This window comes from Maribacter sp., from assembly GCF_039974175.1.
GTDB lineage: Bacteria > Bacteroidota > Bacteroidia > Flavobacteriales > Flavobacteriaceae > Maribacter_C.
In genome coordinates this window covers 553834-577439 of the sequence record NZ_JBDWJN010000009.1, presented here as the reverse complement: position 1 = coordinate 577439, position 23606 = coordinate 553834, and the positions used below count along the sequence as shown (strand labels likewise).

General features: G+C 39.7%; 24 protein-coding genes. 19 read left to right on the top strand and 5 right to left on the bottom strand.

The annotated features are described in order from the left end of the window. Window positions 1–58 precede the first annotated feature (58 nt). The 10 genes from ABJN95_RS09030 to gap all read left to right on the top strand — a co-directional run bounded on the left by ABJN95_RS09030 (window position 59) and on the right by gap (window position 10730). Window positions 59–1570 (top strand): DUF1501 domain-containing protein, encoded by a 1512-nt coding sequence (locus tag ABJN95_RS09030; protein WP_348370056.1) that lies wholly within the window; start codon window positions 59–61, stop codon window positions 1568–1570. A gap of 169 nt (window positions 1571–1739) precedes the next feature. After that, window positions 1740–2612 (top strand): sugar phosphate isomerase/epimerase, encoded by an 873-nt coding sequence (locus ABJN95_RS09025; protein WP_348370055.1) that lies wholly within the window; start codon window positions 1740–1742, stop codon window positions 2610–2612. A gap of 23 nt (window positions 2613–2635) precedes the next feature. Further along, window positions 2636–4030, top strand: coding sequence for a c-type cytochrome domain-containing protein (locus ABJN95_RS09020; RefSeq protein ID WP_348370054.1), 1395 nt, complete (start codon window positions 2636–2638; stop codon window positions 4028–4030). A gap of 50 nt (window positions 4031–4080) precedes the next feature. Then, window positions 4081–5511 (top strand): DASS family sodium-coupled anion symporter, encoded by a 1431-nt coding sequence (locus tag ABJN95_RS09015; RefSeq protein WP_348370053.1) that lies wholly within the window; start codon window positions 4081–4083, stop codon window positions 5509–5511. Between the two features lie 195 nt (window positions 5512–5706). Beyond that, on the top strand, window positions 5707–6267 hold the full coding sequence (locus tag ABJN95_RS09010; RefSeq protein WP_348370052.1) for a TetR/AcrR family transcriptional regulator: 561 nt from the start codon (window positions 5707–5709) through the stop codon (window positions 6265–6267). 49 nt (window positions 6268–6316) lie between these two features. Next, window positions 6317–6724 (top strand): nuclear transport factor 2 family protein, encoded by a 408-nt coding sequence (locus tag ABJN95_RS09005; RefSeq protein ID WP_348370051.1) that lies wholly within the window; start codon window positions 6317–6319, stop codon window positions 6722–6724. 27 nt (window positions 6725–6751) lie between these two features. Continuing rightward, entirely contained in the window at window positions 6752–7732 is a 981-nt protein-coding gene (locus ABJN95_RS09000) for an alpha/beta hydrolase (protein WP_348370050.1), read from the top strand. Between the two features lie 268 nt (window positions 7733–8000). Next, window positions 8001–8621 carry a pyridoxamine 5'-phosphate oxidase family protein gene (locus tag ABJN95_RS08995; RefSeq protein ID WP_348370049.1) on the top strand — a complete coding sequence of 207 codons (621 nt, stop codon included), beginning with the start codon at window positions 8001–8003 and terminating at the stop codon, window positions 8619–8621. Window positions 8622–8631: 10 nt separating this feature from the next. Continuing rightward, the gene (locus ABJN95_RS08990; protein ID WP_348370048.1) at window positions 8632–9729 is read left to right on the top strand and encodes a serine hydrolase domain-containing protein; all 1098 of its coding nucleotides are present in this window, start codon (window positions 8632–8634) and stop codon (window positions 9727–9729) included. Between the two features lie 11 nt (window positions 9730–9740). Further along, window positions 9741–10730 (top strand): type I glyceraldehyde-3-phosphate dehydrogenase, encoded by a 990-nt coding sequence (gene gap / locus ABJN95_RS08985; RefSeq protein WP_348370047.1) that lies wholly within the window; start codon window positions 9741–9743, stop codon window positions 10728–10730. Window positions 10731–11021: 291 nt separating this feature from the next. On the opposite strand, the gene ABJN95_RS08980 is transcribed toward gap, so the two are convergent. Next, window positions 11022–11420 carry a hypothetical protein gene (locus ABJN95_RS08980; protein ID WP_348370046.1) on the bottom strand — a complete coding sequence of 133 codons (399 nt, stop codon included), beginning with the start codon at window positions 11418–11420 and terminating at the stop codon, window positions 11022–11024. A gap of 499 nt (window positions 11421–11919) precedes the next feature. On the opposite strand from ABJN95_RS08980, the gene ABJN95_RS08975 reads away from it, so the two are divergent. From ABJN95_RS08975 to ABJN95_RS08955, 5 genes are all read left to right on the top strand, one after another. Next, on the top strand, window positions 11920–14409 hold the full coding sequence (locus ABJN95_RS08975) for a zinc-dependent metalloprotease (RefSeq protein ID WP_348370045.1): 2490 nt from the start codon (window positions 11920–11922) through the stop codon (window positions 14407–14409). Between the two features lie 202 nt (window positions 14410–14611). Next, window positions 14612–14764, top strand: coding sequence for a hypothetical protein (locus ABJN95_RS08970; protein WP_348370044.1), 153 nt, complete (start codon window positions 14612–14614; stop codon window positions 14762–14764). 268 nt (window positions 14765–15032) lie between these two features. Continuing rightward, on the top strand, window positions 15033–15479 hold the full coding sequence (locus tag ABJN95_RS08965) for a hypothetical protein (protein ID WP_348370043.1): 447 nt from the start codon (window positions 15033–15035) through the stop codon (window positions 15477–15479). A 292-nt stretch (window positions 15480–15771) separates the two neighbouring features. Continuing rightward, a complete protein-coding gene (locus tag ABJN95_RS08960; RefSeq protein WP_348370042.1) occupies window positions 15772–16893 on the top strand; it encodes a VCBS repeat-containing protein in 1122 nt (373 codons plus the stop codon). 25 nt (window positions 16894–16918) lie between these two features. Continuing rightward, window positions 16919–17875: an MBL fold metallo-hydrolase gene (locus tag ABJN95_RS08955; protein ID WP_348370041.1), complete on the top strand. Its 957-nt coding sequence runs from the start codon at window positions 16919–16921 to the stop codon at window positions 17873–17875. Between the two features lie 5 nt (window positions 17876–17880). On the opposite strand, the gene ABJN95_RS08950 is transcribed toward ABJN95_RS08955, so the two are convergent. After that, window positions 17881–18279 (bottom strand): response regulator, encoded by a 399-nt coding sequence (locus tag ABJN95_RS08950; protein ID WP_348370040.1) that lies wholly within the window; start codon window positions 18277–18279, stop codon window positions 17881–17883. Window positions 18280–18582: 303 nt separating this feature from the next. On the opposite strand from ABJN95_RS08950, the gene ABJN95_RS08945 reads away from it, so the two are divergent. From ABJN95_RS08945 to ABJN95_RS08930, 4 genes are all read left to right on the top strand, one after another. Continuing rightward, on the top strand, window positions 18583–18816 hold the full coding sequence (locus ABJN95_RS08945; RefSeq protein WP_348370039.1) for a thioredoxin family protein: 234 nt from the start codon (window positions 18583–18585) through the stop codon (window positions 18814–18816). Window positions 18817–18878: 62 nt separating this feature from the next. Further along, the gene (locus tag ABJN95_RS08940; protein WP_348370038.1) at window positions 18879–19604 is read left to right on the top strand and encodes a hypothetical protein; all 726 of its coding nucleotides are present in this window, start codon (window positions 18879–18881) and stop codon (window positions 19602–19604) included. Continuing rightward, window positions 19601–19864 (top strand): DUF2024 family protein, encoded by a 264-nt coding sequence (locus ABJN95_RS08935; RefSeq protein ID WP_348370037.1) that lies wholly within the window; start codon window positions 19601–19603, stop codon window positions 19862–19864. The genes ABJN95_RS08940 and ABJN95_RS08935 overlap by 4 nt, the downstream gene beginning before the upstream one ends. Window positions 19865–19917: 53 nt before the next feature. Then, entirely contained in the window at window positions 19918–20538 is a 621-nt protein-coding gene (locus ABJN95_RS08930; RefSeq protein WP_348370036.1) for a MarR family winged helix-turn-helix transcriptional regulator, read from the top strand. Between the two features lie 3 nt (window positions 20539–20541). Here the strand turns inward: ABJN95_RS08930 and hemL are convergent, their stop codons facing one another. Genes hemL through ABJN95_RS08915 form a run of 3 tightly spaced genes read right to left on the bottom strand, consistent with a single transcriptional unit; the run spans window position 20542 to window position 23594 of the window. Continuing rightward, complete coding sequence (hemL, locus tag ABJN95_RS08925) at window positions 20542–21822, bottom strand: glutamate-1-semialdehyde 2,1-aminomutase (protein WP_348370035.1); 1281 nt, start codon at window positions 21820–21822, stop codon at window positions 20542–20544. A gap of 3 nt (window positions 21823–21825) precedes the next feature. Beyond that, on the bottom strand, window positions 21826–22692 hold the full coding sequence (locus tag ABJN95_RS08920; protein WP_348370034.1) for a glucosaminidase domain-containing protein: 867 nt from the start codon (window positions 22690–22692) through the stop codon (window positions 21826–21828). After that, entirely contained in the window at window positions 22689–23594 is a 906-nt protein-coding gene (locus tag ABJN95_RS08915; protein ID WP_348370033.1) for a pyridoxal-phosphate dependent enzyme, read from the bottom strand. Before ABJN95_RS08915 ends, ABJN95_RS08920 begins: the two co-directional genes overlap by 4 nt. Window positions 23595–23606 lie beyond the last annotated feature (12 nt).

The window sequence follows — 23606 nt, the reverse complement described above, 5'->3', positions numbered from 1 at the left end:
AAGGGATTAGCGTTGGTAGCGAATTGAAGTATAGTAAAGAACGTAGCGAAACAGATGGATGAAAGATAATCTTGAGAGTCTGCTTAAGGAATATTTACAGCGGGATGCGCAATCGACAACCCGGAGGCACTTTATTAAAAATTGTGCCCAGGGTGTTGGCGGACTAGCCTTAAGCTCTATTTTTATGGGCTGTGATCCGCTAGTAAGCCCGAAGAAAAAGACAACTATGACTTTTTCAGAACGAGATTTGAATCCGTTGGCAACTTTGGCACCACCCTTTAGTCCGAAGGTAAAATCGGTCATTTACCTGCATATGGCAGGTGCACCTTCCCAATTGGAAATGTTTGATCACAAACCCGAACTACTCAAATTAGACGGACAAGATTGTCCTCAATCGCTACTAGAAGGCAAAAAATTTGCATTTATAAAAGGAACTCCCAAACTACTGGGTCCACAGGCAAAATTCAAACAAGAGGGCGAATCAGGCAACTGGGTTTCTAATTTTATGCCACATTTCAAAAAAGTGGTGGATGATGTGGCCTTTTTGAAAGCGGTGCACACTGACCAATTCAATCATGGCCCTGCACAGCTTTTTATGCATACGGGTAGTGCGCGTTTGGGCAGACCGAGTATTGGGGCTTGGGCGACATACGGACTAGGTTCTGAAAACCAAAATCTCCCGGGATTTGTGGTTTTGACTTCAGGTGGCAATACACCAGATGCCGGAAAAAGTGTCTGGGGAAGTGGCTTTTTACCTTCTGTATATCAGGGCGTACAATGCCGTTCAAAAGGTGACCCCGTACTTTATCTTGAAGATCCTGAGGGGGTTTCGCGCAATTTGAAAAAGAATACAATCGAAGCCATCAATACCATAAACAAAGCGGAATATGCTAAATATGCGGATCCTGAAATTCTAGCTCGTATCAATCAATATGAAATGGCATATCGTATGCAGATTGCCGTTCCTGAAGTAATGAATATCAATGATGAGCCAGAGACTATCAAACAGATGTATGGTGTCGAACCAGGGGAAGAATCATTTGCCAACAACTGCCTTTTAGCCAGAAAGTTGGTTGAAGACGGTGTTCGATTTGTACAGTTGTTCGATTGGGGGTGGGATACCCACGGAAATATCCGTGAAGGTTCTATTGATTTAGGGCTTCGAAACAAGTGTCGCGAAATCGACCGACCTATTACTGCGTTGATTTTAGATTTAAAACAGCGTGGCTTACTCGATGAAACCCTTATTGTTTGGGGTGGAGAATTTGGTAGAACACCCATGCAAGAAAATAGGGGAAACAAAAAAATGGCCTACAAAGGGCGTGACCATCACGGAGATGCATTTACCATGTGGATGGCCGGTGGTGGTATTAAAAAAGGAGCTTCCCACGGAAAAACCGACGATATTGGCTTCTCGGGAATCGAAGGGCGCGTATCGGTACACGATGTTCACGCTACCATTTTGCATCTTCTAGGTTTCGACCATGAGCAATTTACCTATCAATTTCAAGGACGACCTTTTCGGTTGACCGATGTTGAAGGCGAAGTGATCAAGGAGATACTGGCCTGATTTTTTATTGGACGAAAGACCATATTGTGAATTGTCAAAAAAAACACCCTTCAATCCCCGATTACTAGAGGGAAAGTTTTTCTTCCCTCCTAGAAAGGTGGTATTGAGGGAGGTGTGAAAAAGTTGAATTACATTAAAAAGTTTATCAAGCAGATCAAATACTATGAGATTGAGCATTTTATTGATTCTTTCCCTTTTTACGATTACCTCTAATTCCCAACAACAAGGAAATCTAGAATTCTTTAATACCGACTGGGGCAGAAAGCTTTCCTGGGATGCCTTTTGCGAACGCACTAAAGCTGCAGGGTATGACGGTATTGAAATCTGGTTTCCATCGGAGGAGGAAAGTCAAAACAAATTAAAGGCGGCTTTAGAAAAACATAATCTAAAAGTTGGCTTTTTAAACGGAACAAATAAAGCTATTCCCTTTGAAGAAAGTCTACAGCAGTACACCGATCATTTCAAAACCCTTTTGTCTTGGAATCCCACCTATATCAATTGCCATACCGGGAACGATTTTTTCACCATGGAGAAAAATAAGTCCTTTATTGATGCAGCAAATAAAATAGCCAAAGAGAGTGGCACTCCTATTTATCATGAAACCCATCGCGGACGATTCAGTTACAACCTTCCTGATACCGAAAAATATATAACGGCAATACCCGATTTGAAATTGACGCTAGATATTAGTCATTGGATGGTAGTTCATGAATCCTTATTGGAAAATCAAGATAAAAATCTGACAGCAGTACTCAAGCGTTCACATCATATTCACGCGCGCGTGGGTCATGCCGAAGGACCTCAGGTAAATGACCCTGAAGCACCCGAATGGGAAAAAGCATTGCATCGCCATATCGACATCTGGGAAAAGGTAATTCTGCAAAAATGGGCAGAGAGTGACAAAGCTGTTACAATTACTACAGAGTTCGGTCCGCCTGATTATATGCAAACCTTACCACACACAAGAGTTCCTGTGGCCGATCAATGGAAAGCAAATGTTTTTATCATGCAGGCCATCAAAAAAAGAATGAACGTTCAATGAATAGTAGTTATCTTTAATATTCTATGGATGTTCTAAAACAGCTTTTAGGTCGCTTACACCCTATCATCGTTCACCTCCCCATAGGATTTATCATACTAGGGTTACTCTTGCAATGGTATGACAGAAAAAGAAACGAGTTCAACCACGCCATTCCACTAATCTTCCTATGGGCTGGTTATTTTGCTGTCTTAGCTTGTATAAGCGGTTATGCTCAGTATATAGGAGAAGGCTACACTTTTGAAACGGTAAAATGGCATTTATGGTTGGGAATAGCTACGGCAATTTTTTCCTTTTTGATGTATTTCAAAGTCGGAAGCACCAAAAAATTTGCATGGGTAAAACCCATACCTATTATCGTGATGACGCTATTGATGTTCATACTAATATCTGTTACCGGACATTTGGGTGGAACCATTACGCATGGCGAAGATTATCTCGTAGCACCGCTCCCCAATACTATTAAATCTGCTTTGGGTTTTGAAACTTTTGAAGAAAAGGAAATTACCCTAACCGAAGAAACTTGGAAAGAGGCACAGATTTACGAGGATATCATAAAACCTATTTTAAACAATAAGTGTATTAGCTGTCACAGTCCGAAGAAAAGCAAGGGCGAGTTGATGCTTCATAATGAAAAAGCCATTTTAAAAGGAGGTGAAAATGGGGTGGTTTTGGCCATGAACAATGCCAATGCAAGTGAACTCTTTCGTCGTATCGATCTTCCCAAAACGGATGAAGATCATATGCCTCCAAAAGATAAAACACAACCCAGTAAGGAAGAAATAAAACTTATCAGAGCCTGGATAGATATGGGGCATCCCTTTAATCAAACTATAAGTCAAGCAGGATTGGAGAAAGAACTCGTACTACCGTTCTTCCCAAAGCAACCAGACAATAATTATCCAGATATTGAGGTAGCTGAAGCTGCTCAAGATAGCGTCAAGATTATAGAGGCAAAAGGAATCCATGTAGATCCTATTGATAAGACCTCTAATTTTTTAAAAGTATCATGTATCAATAAGCCCAACTTTACAGATGCAGATTTTGCGATATTAAAACCCATAGCAACACAAATTGCCATATTGGATTTAGGTGCCACTCAAGTTACTGATGCGATTTTCGAAAAGCTTGTAACACTCTCGAATTTGACCATACTAAAATTAGATAATACTGCTATATCAGGGAAAAACATATCGCTTTTGGCTTCTAAGGAGTATTTAAAATCTATCAATATGACCAGTACCGATTTTGAAGAAACCCATGTACAAGAATTAGAAAACTTTAAGCGTTTGAAGAAAGTATATCTCTATAAGACCAAAGTCAACGCCCAAGGAACCAAGACGTTAAAAGACGGTCAAATTACAGTTTATTATGGTAATTATGAGCTGCCTCAAATAGCCGCTGACTCTATAATTTATTAATTTTCTTAATCAAGCGAAAAAACATAGCTTAGAGCCACCAAGCAAACCCTATGCATATCAGTAGCAAACTGGGCCTTTTTTTAGGACCGATTTTATTTCTTATTCTTATTAATCTCCCATTTGAATTGGTTTCGGAGCAAGGTGATATGGTCATCGCCGTGGCCGTTTGGATGGTCATCTGGTGGATTACAGAAGCTACCTCTATATCGGTTACTGCCTTGTTGCCCCTGTTGCTCTTTCCAATTCTAAAAATTATGACGGTAGGTGATGTAGGCGCGAATTATGGCAGCCCCATTATCTTTCTATTCTTCGGTGGTTTTGTACTCGCCTTGGCGTTGGAAAAAGTGAATTTGCATAAGCGAATTGCATTAAACATCATTAGAATAACGGGCACAACTCCGAATAAGGTGGTCTTGGGTTTTATGATAGCCACAGCTTCGTTAAGCATGTGGATTAGTAATACCGCGACCACCGTCGTCATGTTACCTATTGCGATGTCTGTTATTAGCCTACTTATAAATGATGACGACGGGTTTACCAAAAGCGATCAAAATTTTGCCTTATCCGTAATGCTTGGAATCGCTTTCTCCGCTAATGCCGGAGGAATTGCAACGGTTATAGGTACTCCACCGAACTCCGTAATGATTGGCTTACTCGAAAACGAATACAATATTGAAATTTCATTTTTAAAATGGATGGTCATAGGACTTCCGTTTTCGATAATAATGATTGCTATTATCTATTTGGTATTAGTCAAGCTGATGTTTCCAAACAAACAATTGAAATTTGCGGCCTCAAAAGAGGTCATCAATAGTGAGTTGAGAAAATTAGGCCCAATGAGCGGCAAGGAAAAAATGGTATTAGCCATTTTTGGGGTCACCGTTTTTTTATGGATTTTTAGAACAGTGATTAATGGTATATTTCCCGCCCTGAAATTAAATGACACGGTAATCAGTATGATGGGTGCCATTGCCATGTTTGCCGTTCCATACAATCTTAAGAAGGGAGATTTTATTATCAAATGGCAAGACACTTCGAAATTGGCTTGGGGTATTTTAATCCTTTTTGGAGGAGGTTTGGCCTTAGCCAAAGGTATGGCGGTAAGTGGAATCGTTGATATGGTCTCGGCTGCTATTGCCGAAAGCGATATCAGTATTCTGTTTACTGCCGTATTGCTCATCTTTTTGATGTTATTCATGACAGAACTGATGAGCAACGTAGCCCTTGTTGCTGTGTTAGCACCCGTTGTAGCGGGTATTGCAATAGGTTTGGAAATTCCTATTCTCTACTTACTAATTCCTGTAACTATGGCGAGTAGTTGTGCTTTTATGCTTCCAATGGCAACACCACCCAATGCAATCGTTTTTGCCAGTGGTTATATTAAGGTACATGAAATGGCAAGGGTTGGTGTTATTCTCAACCTTATAGCGGTGGCCCTTTTGGTTCTGTTGTTTCAGTTTGTGCTGCCATTGTTATTCTAAAACTTGTTCTAACGGTTTAGCTATTTAGACCTGCTCAGGGTAGTTTTTTTATGCGTCCGGTGGCGGTTTAAATTGCCATCACTTTACCAGTATTTAGCTTCGTAAATGAATCAATCAAATCGCATTGATAGCTAAAGTAATGTTAAAATTGAACAGACTTGTCTGTTTATAAATAATTAGAGCTATATTTGCCTCATGAAAAAGTTAGGTGTAAAAGAACGCATCATTGCAACAGCTTCAGATTTATTCTATAATCAAGGGTACAACCAGACCGGAATAAATCAAATTATTGAAGAAGCGGGTGTGGCAAAAGCAAGTATGTACCAGCATTTTAGGTCTAAAGAAGATATTGCCGTTGCCTATTTAGTTGCCCGACACGCGATGTGGATGAGAAAGTTGGAGGAAAGTGTAGCGAAGAAGAAAAGTCCCAAACATGAAGTTATTGGAGTTTTTGATTACCTCAGGGAGTGGTTGACGGCGGTAAACTTTAGAGGTTGTGGATGGCAGAATATTATTACTGATCTTCCTGAAGGCCATACCAAAATTAAAGATCAGGCCATTTTTCATAAAAACGAATTAAGAAACGTGGTACGTCAAAAACTTGTACAAGAAGAGGAGTTTTCATCCAAAAAGGCAAAAGAATTAGGAGATCAGGTAATGGTTTTGGTTGAAGGCGCAATTATCCTATCTCAAATTCAAAAAGATACTTGGCCCATAGTAACGGCTAAAAAAGCCTGCAAAAGGTTATTAGAATAATTTTTTTATACTAAAATAAACAGACTTGTCTGTATGATAAATGTAAGCAATGAAAAAAATAGTACCTCCCTTTACAAAAGAAACCGCATCACAAAAAGTGCAAGCCGCGGAAGATGCCTGGAACAGTAAAAATGCAGAAAAGGTGTCCTTAGCCTATACCATAAACTCTCAATGGAGAAACAGAGATCAGTTCTTTACCGGTAGAAGGGCCATCGTAGATTTTTTATCCGACAAGTGGAACAAAGAGCTTCACTACAAGCTAAGGAAACATCTTTGGTCCTTTACTGAGAATAGAATATCGGTCCGATTCGAGTATGAATGGCAGCACGCTCAAACCGGTCAATGGTATAGAACTCATGGAAACGAGCACTGGGAATTCGATTCGGAGGGCCTAATGAAGCTACGTGATATGAGTGCTAACGATGTTGAAATCAAGATATCAGAGCGAAAATTTTAATCAATTAGTAATTATAAAACAACAATCATGAAAACAATCAAATCAGTTTTAGGAATGACCTTTCTTACGGTCATGATCTTGGGGATATCTTCCTTTAGAAATTCAGTTGCAACAACAGACCCAGTCACATCATTAAGTGACGAACAACCTACATTTCATAGATCTACCTTAGTAAATGGTGTGGAAATTTTTTATCGCGAAGCCGGTACCAGAGACAAGCCTACTATTTTACTATTGCATGGCTACCCCACATCATCTCATATGTTTCGAAATCTTATGACAGACTTGTCTGTACAATACCATGTAATAGCCCCTGATTACCCTGGGTATGGTAGAAGTGAACAGCCAGCAATCAACGACTTTGATTATACGTTCGATAATATGGCAATCATTGTGGAAGGTTTTTTAGATGCATTGCACATAAATAAATATAGCATTTACCTTATGGATTATGGGGCACCGATAGGCTTTCGCATTGCCGCAAAATATCCAGAGAGAATAGAATCTCTGATTATCCAAAACGGAAATGCGTATGAAGAAGGCCTCCGTGATTTCTGGGTACCACTAAAGAAGTATTGGAACGATCACACGCTAGAGAATGGACAGGCCCTTGAAGGCTTTCACTCCCTTGACGGTCTAAAATGGCAGTACACCCACGGGGTAAAGGATTCTACCAAAATAAGTCCTGATAACTGGAATATCGATTTACAACATTTGACCAGAAAAGGTAATAATGACATACAACTTGCGATGTTTTACGATTATAGAACCAACGTTCCGTTGTATCCCCAATGGCAGGAATACTTTAGAAAATATCAGCCCCCAACCCTAATTGTGTGGGGAAAGAACGATTACATCTTTCCTGTTGAAGGTGCATATCCCTATAAGAGAGATCTGAAGAATCTAGAATTCCACCTATTAGACACAGGCCATTTTGCGCTTGAAGAAAAAGGAGGTGAAATCGCCGATTACATATTGAATTTTCTGAATAAGAACAATATCAAATAATGAAATTTTAGTAGTCAACGGTAAGGTATTAAAATCATGAAAACAGTAACGAACATTAACCGATCAAAAAGTGTGAATGCTACAACTAGTGAAGTTGTAAGACATAACCACTGGATCAGTAAAAGACGACATTCATTTGAATCAACAAGAATAAGGCTCTTGTAACCATAGAAACTAGCAGCTAGTTGATCGTTTAAGACATTAGGCAGCTAACAGAGGTAATTTTCAATCTGCCTAATGTCTACATACCGTAGAAAAAAGAATGCAAATGGAAAATAGAAAATCAGAATTTACAAGTGATATTGTTTTTACAAAAGCTGTAAAAGAAATACAGGAACGAATGGGTTCTCGCAAGAGTTATGCTGTCATGGAAGAACGAGGAGCTTGGCAAACCGAAATAGACAGTTCTTTGGAACAATTTATTGCCAATATCGATTCCTTCTACTTCGGTACGGCGAACGGTAAGGGTCAACCCTATATTCAACATCGTGGTGGCCCGATGGGGTTCTTAAAAGTTTTAGATAACAAGCGCTTGGCCTTTGCAGATTTTTCCGGAAACCGACAATACATATCTATAGGGAATCTAGCCGAAAATAACAAGTCTACGATCTTTCTAATGGATTACCCTAACAGGACCCGGATAAAAATATGGGGTACGACGGCGGTCGTAGATGACGACGCAGAGCTGCTGAAGTCGCTATCCGATTCTTCGTATCGCAGCCGGGTTGAACGCGCCTTAGTATTTACAGTTGCCGCTTTAGATGTAAACTGTCCGCAACATATTCAACCTCGTTTTACCAAAGAGCAGCTCGATCCTATTTTGAACCCTTTAAAGGAACGAATTACAGAATTGGAAAGCATCCTTAAAGAAAAGAAAATAGCATTCTAAAATCAAACTCATGAAACATTCTATACCCATTATATGGAAACTAATACCCGTCTTTTTACTACTCTCCCTGACGGTTAGTGGTCAATTGGCGGAACGCATTGATAGTTTAGCCTCGGCTTATGCTTCTAAAGGTTTTAATGGCAATGTGTTATACTCAATAAATGACTCCATAATCTTTACGGGTAATTATGGTTACAGTGATTTTTTAACGCACAAACGACTAAAAGATTCCACTAGTTTCGAGTTGGCATCCTGTTCCAAACAGTTCACCGCCTTGGGTATTGTACAGTTGGTAGAAAACGGGAGACTTTCTTATGAAACCAAAATCCATGAAATCATCAAAGGTTTTCCATACCGCAACATCACTGTAGAACAAGTACTCAGGCACCAATCTGGGCTTCCTGACTATCAAAAACTGCTTTCTAGCAAAAAACTTTGGGACAGAAAAAATAAAGCTACCAATGAGGATGTAATCAAGGTTTTAAACAATGCCAATGTAGAGCTGCACTTTGAGCCTGGTAGCCAATATGAATATAATAACACAGGATATGTCATTTTAGCATCTGTAATAGCGCAAGTTAGTGGGCAATCATACAAGGATTATATTGAACAGCATATTTTCAAACCTTCTGGAATGCTGTCTTCAAGAGTATATGCACTTGGAGAGCAATCGAGTTCGACTGAGAACGTTGCCCTTGGCTATACCTATAACCATCGACGCAACGTATATCAAAAAGCCGAAGATGATAAAAACCACAGGCACCTGCGCTGGATGAACGACATCGTAGGAGACAGGGGAGTCTACGCTTCAATCCTTGATCTTGAAAAATGGAAAAGAGCAATTCGATATAACCTATTGATTACAGCGCATAGCAAAAAGAAAATGATGTCGGCAGATAGCATTTCGACCAAATATGGGTTTGGTTGGGCTATTTATGACACCGATAGTAAAGGTAAGTGGGTCTATCACAATGGTAGTTGGTCGGGCTACAAGACCATGACGCTCTATCTGCCCAAAAGCAATGAACTTTTGATCATACTTAGCAACAACCGGTTTGTAGCAACCTATAAAAATTTTGAAGAAGACCTTTATCAATTAATTCAATAAAAAGCAACAAAATGAAAAGAATAGCAATAAACGGAATGGGACGAATAGGAAGAGCCTCTCTAAAGGTAATTTTAAGTCAACCCGAACTCGAATTGGTGGCAGTAAATGATATCATACCGATAGAAAATATAGCATACCTCATCAAATATGACTCGGTATACGGAATTTATGAAAAGGACGTGACGCATGATACGGAGAATTTAATCATTGATGGGCAAAAGATTAAATACAATTCTTTGAAGAATCCTGAAGAATTACCATGGAAGGAAAACGGAATTGACATCGTTATTGAGAGCACGGGATTTTTCACGACCAGCGAAGACGCCAGAAAGCACCTCAACGCAGGGGCAAGAACGGTCATAATTTCTGCACCCACTAAAAGTGAAGATACCCCTACCGTGGTTCATGGGGTAAACTCAAAGGATGGGAAGACGAGCATTTTTTCATGTGCAAGTTGTACTACCAACAATATCAGCCCAGTAGTTGAAATCTTAGGCCGTAGAGTCGGAATTAAAAAGGCCATAATGACTACAGTTCATGCGTATACAGCTTCTCAAGGTATTGTAGATGCTCCTTCAAAGAAGAATTTTAGAATGGGTCGAGCAGGGGCAGCAAATATCATACCTACATCTACAGGTGCAGCAATAGCAACTACCAAAGCACTACCCGAATATGCTGGCAAATTTGATGGTGTCGCCCTACGTGTACCAATTCCTGTTGGATCTATTTCCGATATGACTTTTGTAACAGAGCGGCCAGTTACCCTAGAAGAAGTGAACGCCATTTTCGTGGAAGAATCTAAATCAAGCCGGTATACAAATATATTGACAACAACAACAGAGCCCATCGTCTCCTCTGATATTGTAAAGAGTCCGTACGCCTCTACTGTTGATTTGAGTATGACTCGGGTAGTAGATGGCGATTTACTAAAAATTATGACCTGGTACGATAATGAATGGGGCTTTACAAACCAAATGATACGACAGATTCTGGAAATTTAGAATACGACCTATAGTATTCTGCAGGGGCGACTTCATATTTTCCCTGACCAAAACACAAGGTGGTTAGTCATACGCGGCACTAGTTTTTTTTAAAATCTGTTAAAATCATGAAGTATTTTAGTCATCTTAGAATTGGAACGTAATTCAAGAATTACCAAAAAATACTTCCTATTGATCTGTAAAAAAGGTGAGCAGATTATAAAAATTAAAGGCCCTGACTGGGTAAAAAACAAAAGACCTTCACTTTGTGAAGGTCTTTATGTTGCTGCTAACTCAAATATGGAGAACTCTTTAATTTATATACGGGTTAAAACCCTCAGGCAGATGTTTCTCTGCGTCGAAATCTAGAGTAAATGAGTCATTTTCATCAATGTAATTGATACTCTCCACATCGGTGGGAAAGGCATAGGCATCAAAACCTTCGGGCAGATACTTAGATAAATCGGCAATCTCTATTTCTTCCTCAACGTATGCTATGGCATTTAAATCAACATAAATTTTATGCGGATCGAATCCGTCTGGAAGATAATCGGTCACATCGAAACCTAAATCAATTACCTCTTCCTCTTCTATATATTCTACTGTATTAATATCAAAAACTTCAACGTCTTTATGTAGGTTGTTGGCAGCAATTCCTTTTACCAGAACCATACACAGTGATAGACTTAAAATAAAATTCTTTTTGTTCATAACGTTATAGGTTAATTTATGAGATAGTATAACGCCTTAGACGGTTATTATTGTTCAGCTTGCAGTTCGTCGATTACGCAAAAAAGCGTGAATTATAGTATTCTTAAAAAGAAGCTAAGAAAGCTATCAGGTTCATATTTTAACATTTCAAGCCTTAAGATCTTGATAGGAATCGCTATGAATTTTTACGAGAAAAAATTTCAGTTCAATAAGATAAGTGTGGATACAATGGTTTGCAAATCACCCGTTTATCGGGTTATTCCCAATTATTTCAAAAAAAATAAAGCCATTTACACAAGGTAAACAGCTTTATCATCGACTAATTCGCTAATTGAAAAAATGAATTTCTCTACTTAAAAGACGCAGCTAAAACCAAAATGTTACAGATTAGGTAAAAAAATTATTGAATTTAACGGTTTCAGCTTATGATTTCATTAACAAAAGGTGCCATTTATTTTTCAGTTCTTTGGACATCATAAAAATTAAAACCAACTACTATATGACGAAGTCCATCTTGGCGAAAGCACTCCTTGCCACCTTTATTTTGTGTGCGACTACCGTACAAGCTCAAATTTTTAAAAAGAAAAACAAACAAACCGAAAAGGCAGCTGAAAAACCTAAAAAAGGAAAAATTCAGTCGTACGACAAGGTAATTACCAAAGATGCAAAAACCGACAAAGGTTTGTTCGATGTGCATGTTGTAGATGACAAACACTATTACGAGATTCCCGATTCGTTATTCAACAAAGAAATGTTAATGGTAAGTAGAATAGCCAAAACTGCCTCTGGAATCGGTTTTGGTGGAGGAAAAATTAACACCCAAGTTCTACGTTGGGAAAAAAAAGGCAAAAAAGTATTGCTTCGCGTGGTGTCATATGGCATAGTTGCGGCAGATTCACTACCGGTACACGAAGCCGTTGTTAACTCGAATTTTGAACCTGTACTACAGGCATTTGATATTAAGGCATATCGCAAAAACGATTCTACGGCTTCTACTGTGATTCAAGTAGATGATTTTTTGGTGAAGGATGTCAATGCTATTGGCATGCCAGAATTCTATAGGAAAAGATATAAAGTAAGCCGTTTAGACGAAAAACGCAGTTACATCGATTCACTGCGGAGTTATCCACTGAACCTTGAGGCACGGCATGTAAAAACCTATTTCGCCAAAGAACCTCCATCGAACGGTACATTAGGTTCTATATCTATAGAAATCAATAACTCTATGATTTTACTTCCTGAAGAACCCATGAAAAGGCGTTATTTCGACAGGCGTGTTGGTTGGTTTGCTAGAGGGCAAGTTGATTATGGCTTAGATGTGCAAGAAAGCAAAACGATCCGGTTTTTAGATCGTTGGCGATTGGAGGTGAAAGACGAAGACAAGGATAAGTATGCCGCTGGAGAATTGGTCGAACCCAAAAAACAAATCGTTTATTATGTAGATCGGGCAACTCCTGAACAATGGGTGCCCTTTATCAAAAAAGGTATTGAAGATTGGCAAGTAGCTTTTGAGGAGGCAGGATTCAAGAATGCGATAATCGCCAAAGACCCGCCCACCAAAGAGGAAGATCCTGAATGGTCACCTGAAGACGTGCGATATTCTGTAGTGCGTTATTTGGCATCACCTATTCCTAATGCTAACGGACCTCATGTGAGTGATCCTAGAAGCGGTGAAATTTTAGAATCTGACATTAACTGGTATCACAATGTTATGACCCTATTGCGCAATTGGTTTTTTGTGCAAACCGCCGCAATAAATCCTGATGCACGAGGAGTAGCCTTTAAGGAGGAGGTAATGGGTCGGTTGATTCGTTTTGTTTCTTCTCACGAAGTTGGTCATACTTTAGGGCTCCCCCATAATATGGGTAGTAGTGTTGCCTACCCTGTCGATTCGCTACGATCGGCAACTTTCACCCAAAAATACGGAACAGCTCCTTCCATAATGGATTATGCCCGATTCAACTATATTGCCCAACCGGGTGATGAAGGTGTGGCATTGATGCCCGATATTGGTATTTATGACAAGCATGCCATCCGATGGGGATACAAACCTATTTTAGACAAAAATGCTGAAGAGGAGAAACCTATATTAGACCGTTGGATACTAGCACATGCAGGCGACCCCAATTATCGTTTTGGACATCAACAAATTGGAGATGTGGTCGATCCAAGCTCACAGACTGAAGATTTGGGAGACGACGCTATTAAAGCAGGAGCATATGGAATAGCTAACCTGAAACGTATCGTTCCAAAATTGGTAGAATGGACCGCAGAAGACGGGAAAGACTATGATGACTTAAAAACACTGTACGGTCAGGTACTCTCACAGTATAACAGATATATGGGTCATGTATCCAATAACATAGGAGGGGTTTACGAACACCATAAAACCTATGAACAAGAAGGTGCGGTGTATACGCATGTGGCTAAAGAACATCAAAAGAACTGTATGCGCTTTTTGCAGGAAGAGTTGTTTCAAACGCCAAAATGGATGCTTGATAAGGAACTCTTCTCAAAAATAGAATACTCAGGTTCTATAGAGCGTGTACGCAGCATGCAGGAACGCACCTTGAACAATATGTTGCGATTGGGTAAAATGGCTCGACTGATCGAAAATGAAACGATGAACGGTAGCAAAGCCTATTCTCTTTTAGAAATGATGCGTGATCTACGTAGGGGCATTTGGTCAGAACTACGTTCAGGAAAAACTATCGATACTTATCGCAGAAACTTGCAAAAAGTACATATTGATCGTCTGGCTTACTTAATGACGGCGGCGAATCAAAAAAAGAAGCCGAGTTTTGGCGGTTATCAAAAATCAACAGTGGTGAACACAAGTCAATCTGATATCAGATCGGTTGCCCGTGCAGAACTTAATACGCTAAAAAGGGAAATAAAAAGCGCCACAGGAAGAACCTCCGACAGTATGAGCAAGTATCACTTGCAAGATGCCGTCGAACGTATCGATATGATTTTAGATCCTCAATGACTCTTTGGTGTCATAGTCGAAAGAACGCCAAAACCGTATTTTTAGTAACTTCTCGTTGTACTGAATAAAAAATCCGACGAAGAAAAACGCTATTCAACAACATAGCGTATTTTGACATCATAAAAAGCCCATTTCACAACAATGGGCTTTTTCGTGCCCTTTTCCGCAGTAGTTTAGCTTCAGAATCAAAACCCAAATCGTTATGAATTACAAAACAAAAAGTCTTCTATATTTCGCAAGTTTAGTACTAGCAGTTGTAACCTACTACAACCTTGATCATACTGATACTGTGCAAAACACTGAATTGGCAAATCATACCATCACACAGGTTTCATCACCAGAAACACTGAACTAGAAAATATATTGAACTGCGTTTGGGCTTCCCATATGCCTTAGACGCGTTCACCAAGAACATTCCTACTTACCTCAACAAGGGGTGCTGAGCAATCGGCGCCCTTTTTGTTTGCGCATATTTCTCCCTCCGTTAAAAAAATCATAAATCCAATTCCCCTATTAAACCAAGTTATTTATCTAGGGTCTCAGATACAAACACATTAAATTTTAAACAAAATTTCCTCGCGACAACTATAGGAATCGAGGAAATACATTAAACTGAAGTAATTATGAGAAAAGTAGTAATCGCAATGATGTTGTTAGTGGGAGTTACGACACTAGCACAACGAGGAGAACGAAACAACCGTGGCGGGATGAAAGATCTATCGCCCGAACAAATGGCAACCTTACAGACCAAAAAAGCCACTTTAGCCTTAGACCTCACTGAGGCGCAACAAGCACAAATGAAGGCTTTATTCATCGAGAATGCTAAAATACGCAAAGCCAAGATGGAAGAAAAACAGGCACGAAAAGAGCGTGAAGACGCCACAAAGCCGACTTCCGAAGAACGTTACGCCATGGCCAATCGGCGTTTGGATCTTCAAATTGCCCAAAAGGAAAAGATAAAGCAAATCTTATCGGAAGAGCAAATGGAAAAATGGGAAAAGATACAACACCGCCGTGGCAAGCATGGAAAGGGAAAAAGATCAAAAAGCCAAAAGAAACAAAGAAAATAGTAGGTTAGATTAGGCTGGATTTTTGTTTGTTCCAAGGGACGCGCTGATAAGTGTGTCCCTTTTTTTTATCTATTGCATTGAGATTAAACTGCAGAACATATTGCCTCGTATCTGCTAGCAGCCCTTAATAATTGGCAATACCCACCTGGTTCCTACTACTATTCTTTTAGCGTTTAGTGAAATTTTAGCGGTTTTAAAGATCAACATATTGATAGTAGTTACATATTTGGCCTATATTTAAGGACCTTGTCATAGCGCCTTATTTGCGTTGATAACCTTCAATTAGTAAAATTTGAATAAAAAGCTCTTACTTCTTATCATTTTTTTCGGTGGCTTGGGTTGTTTTAGTTTTGCCCAACAAACTGACCTAACCACTAGCGGGCGTCTGATACTCGGCACCTACCAAGAGCGAACAGCTTCTGTGGCCAGCGGAGATATCGATGGGGATGGTGATAACGACCTTTTGGTAGCTAACGGCAGACATTGGCCGGGTCAAAATCGTATTTTTATAAACAACGGTAAAGGCATTTTTACCGTTGAGAAAGGTCTAGGGTCATTGCGAGAAACTACCTATGCAACTGAGCTTGCAGATCTAGATAATGACGGAGATCTTGATGTTGCTGTCGGAAATGATATGGCACCTCATGCCCTATTCATCAATGATGGCAAAGGTAATTTTAAGAAAAGTGGTTCTTTTGGGAAAACGTATTCCTCCACACGAAACCTTACACTTGCCGATTTAAATCAAGATGGATTTAAAGATATTCTAATAACTAATAGAGGCCGCCCTAACGAAATTTGTATAAACGATGGTAAGGGTAATTTTTCCGAAACATTAGATTTCGGAAGTTCAGAAGATTCAACCATCGATGTGGAGGTTGCTGATATAGATGGCGATAATGATCTTGATCTCATTTTGGCTAATAGAGATGGGCAGCCGAACTATGTCTACCTAAACGATGGTAATCTCGGTTTTAGTACGAAAATTGCGTTCGGTACAGGAAGTGACGAAACACGTTCGGTGGCTATAGGTGATCTTAATGGAGACGGGTTACTAGATATTATAACCGCAAATATTGGCGAGCCCAATCTCATCTATTTTGGTGCTATAGCGCAACCCTTTCGCGAATCGGTACGTTTTGACGCTAGCAATGCGAGAAGCTACGCTGTTGCTATTGCTGATCTTGATGGCGATAATGATATGGATATCATAATCGGTAATTCTGAAAGCCCCAATTTTGTGTATTTTAATACTGAAAATGGGCAGCAATGGCAGGGCCATGCGCTTAAGGACGAAGCATTTGACACCTATGATATTATCACGGCTGATTTAAATAACGACGGTTTTCCCGATATCATAGAGGCCAACTCTGACGAAATCAATCGCTATTATTTTAACCGGCCAAAAAACTAATTTGAAGCTCGTAAACCAACCTATCATGATCACTTTAAATAAGAAACGAATATCATGTTCAAAATCGATCCTTGTCAGTGCAATTTTTGCCATCTCCTTTTTTATTTCTTCCATAGCAGAAGCTCAAAATAACCCCATACAACTAAAGTATTTTGGAACAGCTGGTTGGGAGATAACCGATGGAAAAATAACCGTATTGTTAGACCCTTATATTACCCGAATGAAATTGGGAACAGGGCCAGGAATAAGTGCTGAAGACAGTCGGCAAACTGTTTTACGTTCTGATGTATTTGTATCAGACACCTTGTTAATTGATAGTTTGATTACCAAGGCAGATTTTATCCTTGTACATCACTCGCATTTTGACCATTTAGCAGATGTTCCCTATATCGCAAAAAAAACTGGGGCCAAAGTCATCGGCACGGAAACCACTCGAAACATACTTCGTGGGTATGGTATACCTGAAGAACAATTGTATCCCGTAAAAGGCGGAGAAGACTATCAGTTCGAAAATTTTTCAATTCAAGTGATTCCATCGATACATTCTGCTTTGAACGACAAACACTATATCGACTCTAGAACCTATACTGAAGTACCTAATACGCCTCTAAAAGTATCAGAATTTATTGAAGGAGGTTCGCTAATGTTCTTAGCGCGCTTTGCCAATCACAACATATTGACCATGGCATCGATGAACTTTATCGAAAGGGAATTGCTAGGTCAAAAACCAGACATTCTTTTAGCAGGAGTCAATCGTTCACAACTGGGATTGTACAATTACAATGAACGCCTACTGGCGGTGACTAACTATCCTAAAACCATCATACCTACGCATTGGGATAATTTTCGTTTGCCTTACGGTTTTTCGCAGCAAAGCGGGGTGGAACAAAAGCTGATTCCTTTTCAAGAGGATGTAAAAAGACTGTCTCCTCAAACAAAGGTTATCATTCCGAAACATTTGGGAACCATTACTATCGAGTAGTCAATCTAGCTTGCAGCCGTAGCAATCGGTTCTTCAAAAGTAAAAATCCTCTTTAAATCTAACACTCGCGCCACGGCCAGATCAAGTCTGGAAGTCGATAAGGGTTTCGATAGAAAATCAATCGCACCATTCGAATACGCTTGCAGCTCAAAAGATGCTCTAGTAGAATTCATAACAACCGCTACAGAGTCATTAAAGAATTTTTGAAGCGAGAATCCGTCAATTTCAGGCATTTCAATGTCAAGCAAAACCAAATCAATGTCTTGGCTATTTACCGTATTAAGCGCCAAAAAAGGATTGGTAAACGTTCCAACGAGATGTAAGTGCTCGTTTTTCTCAATTAATTTTGATGATAGTGCCAATTGCACGGCTGAGTCGTCGATTACAATAACATTTAACTTCATAGCAATAGGTGTTGTAGTTTTGGGCTAGTCCTATGTTAACTCCATATTGAAGTAAAAACTTACACAAATTTGACGAATCGCACATCTTTCCGATGAAATACCGTTTTAAATACAGAACTCCTTGATGGAGGATTCCCTTTTATAGGGTCAACCTGCAAAGCACAATGTTGCTATTTTCCTATTTCAGAAACGGACTAAGCAATTCTAGCAAAAAAAAAATAAAATCTCAAAACTTTGTTTAGTTAGGATTCCTTACTATATTTGCAACGGCAATGTTGCCATATCATATAAATAAGATCAACTATGAGTAAATCAATTTTTTATCACGCGGGCTGTCCGGTATGTGTGAGTGCCGAACAGGATATTGTAAATCTAGTGGGAGTCGAAAATATTGACATTGTGAACATTGGTGAAACAAAATCTAGAATTTCCGAAGCGGAAATGGCTGGAGTGAAATCAGTTCCAGCTCTGGTAACGCCCAATGGGAATATACTCCATATCAATTTTGGAGCTTCACTGGAAGATGTAAAAGGATAATTTGTAAACCATATAGTTAGGAGTCCTATTTAGTTGACTTCTTACTTTTTAAACAAGACAAAATGAAATCAACTGTTTTAGCATGTACGATAAGTTTACTTCTAGCCAGTACCACCTATTCGTATGCCCAAGAAAGCACATATAACAATACTGATTTTGCAATTGCATCAGTAAAGGTTACCCACAATACTGATTTTGATGTTACGGTCTGGCAAATGAATGTAAAAGGTACTGCGGGGTTAACAACGCCCACAAAAGTCGGTCAACTAGATGGGGCACAAGTTCTGGGATATGTATTCCCGACGAATTTAAAATCTGCTGATGTTGGCTTTAGTGAAAGCGATGGTATAGTAGCTTTGGCCCTTACGTCGCATCCTGACTTTGATGATACTCCCCTCTGGGACGAGAATAGCGATTCGATTTTTGACAATGATGGCATTGTTTGGCACCCACATTGGGTGGTTTTGATTGAGGACAAAAGAGTTGAGGGCGGACTCTCTGTAAAACAATTCAAAAAAGCAGCTAACACGGTGGTGTTACCACCAACAAATCCTGGAATGCCCATGTACATGGATTCTCCTGGTTATCCTGTAAAAACATCCGAAAGCACCATTAAAGTTGTGGTTCCTGATTATAGAATCAACAACAAAACTGATTTTAGTTTTGACGGTGTTACTGCCTTTATGAAGGTTAACACAAGCAACGCCGACCTACCAATGCTAGGCGTGTATGAAGTATTTAGCGTTGCCAGCGGCGATCTCAGCTTGCCATATCGCGTACAGCAATGAAAGTTTCTGTTTGGGATACCTATGTGAAAAGAAGTGATGGTCGAATGATGCATTTTGACATTATCGTTTCAAATGACTTGACAGAAAAACAAGTTGTTTATGGCTATGGTGGAAAGTACCTTAGACAAAGGCAAATTCAATCCGCTGCTATCACAACTAACGAATGTAAATTCTGTCATATCGAGCAGGCTACAGAAGAAATGATACGTCAAATTGAAGAGAACGGATATTATATTTTAGAGATGGAAAACTGTAATTGATTTAATTAGGATTACTAACTTTGCCTGTCGCATAATCTCGGCAGGCAATTCCTATGATGTACGAAGGTGTATTCAATCCAGAATTTCAGCAAAAAGACATGCCCAGCAAATTGGTAGCAGCGCTTGAGCGAATTTCCGAAGTCTTTAAAATTCTACTTTGGGAAAAAGCTAAAGTAGTTGGAGTTAGCCCAATACAAATTCAAATACTCATTTTCATTGCCTATCATAAGCAGGAGTTGTGCAACGTAAGTCATTTGGCTAAAGAATTCAATGTAACAAAACCGACTATTAGCGATGCCATTAAGATTTTAGATAGAAAAGAACTCATCATAAAAGATTATTCTTCCGCAGATAGCCGTAGTTATACCATTCAATTATCCGATTCTGGGAAGAAAGTTGTTGCAGAGACTTACGACTTTGCCAATCCTTTGAAAAGTCAACTGAGTAGTTTAAACCAAAACGAAATGGAAAGTTTGTTTAAAACCATGAGCGAACTAATTTATAAATTAAATCGCAATGGAATTCTTTCCATGCAAAGAACCTGCTATGGGTGCAAGTTTTATCAGAAAAATAAAACAACGGATTACTGCCATCTATTGGAAAAGGATTTAGTTCGTAAAGATATTCGAATCGATTGTCCAGAATTTGAACAAAAGCCAATAGGTACGGCTTAAAATCTAAAGCTGCAGTTCGTTTAGCGCTTGAATGGTTTCATCTAGATCAGCGTAACTCAATGCATCATTCAGAAAGTAACTTTCAAAGGCACTGGGTGGCAGATAAATACCTTTGTTTAGCATCCCGTGAAAGTATTTTTTAAAGGTATCGTTGTTACCTTTTGCCGAAGTTTTAAAATCAACTACTGCTTCATCTGTAAAGTGTAGCGAAATCATACTGCCGAAACGGTTAATTTGATAAGGAACACCCTTTCCTCGCAAAGCATTGTTAAAACCTTCGTGCAAATGTTCGGTCTTATTGGCCAAGCTTTCGAAGACCTCGGGTCGATTGTTCAACTCGGTAAGCATGGCTAGGCCTGCACTCATTGCCAGAGGATTTCCACTTAAAGTACCCGCCTGATACACCGGACCTTCTGGTGCCAAATGATTCATGATTTCGGCGCGAGCGGCAAAGGCCCCTACCGGAAGACCACCCCCGATGACTTTTCCAAACATTGCGATATCGGCGTTAACGCCCAAGGCTTCCTGAGCCCCTCCTTTTCCCAATCGAAATCCGGTCATCACTTCATCAAAAAGCAATAAAATACCTTCGTGGTTGCAGATTTCGCGAAGGCCTTCAAGAAATCCTGCCTGAGGAACAATACAACCCATATTGCCAGCAACAGGTTCAATAATTATTGCGGCTATTTCGCTCTTATTTGCAGCAACTAATTTTTCAACACTATCCAAATCATTATAATCGGCAAGCAGGGTATCTTTAGCCGTCCCTTGTGTTACACCGGGACTGTTCGGACTACCAAAGGTTACGGCGCCACTACCCGCTTGAATCAAAAACGAATCGGAATGGCCGTGATAACATCCGGCAAATTTTATTATCTTATCCTTTCCCGTGTAACCCCTTGCCAAACGCACAGCACTCATACAAGCCTCGGTACCGCTATTCACAAAACGAATTTTATCGATATTGGGCACCATAGAAACGGCCAGCTGTGCCAGTTCGGTCTCAATTTCAGTCGGCATACCGAAAGACGTACCCTTTCGTGCTTTTTCGACAACTGCATCGATTACTGGCTCATAAGCATGACCTAAAATCAAAGGACCCCAAGAAGCAATATAATCGATCAAGCGATTGCCATCTTCATCGTATAAATAGGCTCCTTTCGCTTCTTTGACAAAAATCGGATCACCGCCCACGGCTTTAAATGCGCGAACTGGAGAATTTACTCCGCCGGGAATATATTTTTTCGCCTCTTGAAACAGGGCGCTACTTCTTTGATAAATCATCTTTTAGTTGAATTTTTCAGTCTCCACGGTAAGTTTCTGACCAACCGATATGGTATCGCTATACATATAATTCCAGCGCTTTAAGTCATCTACCGAAACGGAATATCTTCTCGAAATGGAATACAGGGTATCACCTGCCTTAACCACATGTACCGCATTGGTCTTTGTCGTTACCACTCTTTTTTCCGCTACGACGACTTCTTTCCTTTTACCATATTCAGCTTTTGCAATTGCCTTGTCGAAGTTAGCTAACCCGTGTTGTTCAATGAGCGAAATCAATTTCTGTGGATAACGTTTGTCTGTCGCATATCCGGCTTTACGGAGCCCATAGGCCCATTTTTTATAATCGGTATTCTTATAATCAAAAAGGAAGGCGTATCGCGAGCGTTTGGTCAAGAATATACTATGATCACGATAGGAATACATGGGGTGGTTGTATTTACGAAAACACTCCCCTTTTGCATCATCATCATGAAAATCATAATCGCCTTGCCACCCTGTATGGCATTTTATTCCGAAATGATTGTTTGTTTTACGTGCCAATTCTCCTTTTCCAAAACCACTTTCCAAAAGTCCTTGCGCCAACGTTATGCTAGCGGGAATTCCGTAGGCCTTCATTTCTAACTGAGCTACCTCCGAAAAGGTGTTGATGTAGTCTTGAACACTTGAGAATTCCATTCGAATAAATCTACCCGTATCCTCAGGCATTGGGTAAAGTCCGCCATCATCTACTGTTGTTTTCGGAGCTGTTTTCTTAGGAATGTTGCGAACGGTCTCGGTCTTTCGTTTACTATAGGTGACTTTTTGTTTCACCTTGCATCCGACCAAAAATGTGCCCAAAAGGGTAACTAGAAAAATACGTTTTATCATATCGCAATCTGGGGTAGATTCTTCTTTTTCAATATAGGGTTCATTCCCGTAATACTTTGCAAACCGCCGGTATGAATAGCCAAAATTTTCGTTTTCGGCTTGAAATGATCTTTTTTGATCAAGTCTAGTATTCCGTACAACAGCTTTCCAGTATATATGGGGTCAAGGGGAATCTTTGTCTGCTTCTTAAAATCATTTATAAAATGAATAAGTTCTGCGGAAACTTTTGCATAACCACCAAAATGATAATCGCCTTGCAATCGCCAATTGTCCTTCGTTGTAAAATTACGAATATCTTCCTTTAAAAAGTCACCTTTCAAGGCAGGGAAGCCCAAAACCTTTTGATTTAGACCAGACGTATTGATGATTCCTGCAATTGTTCCTCCCGTGCCAATAGCGCAACAGATCACATCGAATTGAGCATCTTCAGGAGTCAATATTTCTTCGCATCCCTTCACAGCAAGGGTATTTGAGCCTCCTTCGGGTAATAAATAAAAAGACCCAAATTCTTGTCTTAATGTATCGGTAAATGCTTTTGAATGCTTTTCTTGGTAAGCTTCTCTCGAGACAAATTTAAATTGCATTCCATTTTTTGAAGCGAGTTTTAAAGTAGGATTCGATTCCCATTTCTGAGATAGTTCTTCCCCACGTATGACGCCTATGGTCTTTAGCCGATGTAACTTTCCAGCGTAGGCTGTAGCTGCAATATGATTGGAAAAGGCTCCTCCAAAAGTTAACAATGTCTCAAAACCTTGGGCCTTAACAGCTGCTAAGTTATATTTTAGTTTTCGGTATTTATTTCCAGCAATCAACGGATGCAGCAAGTCTTCCCTTTTAATAGTTAGGGATACCTGTTTCTGTCTTAAAATAGGAAGCTGTACGGATTGGTTTTCGCTCTGCAACTTTGAACTTTT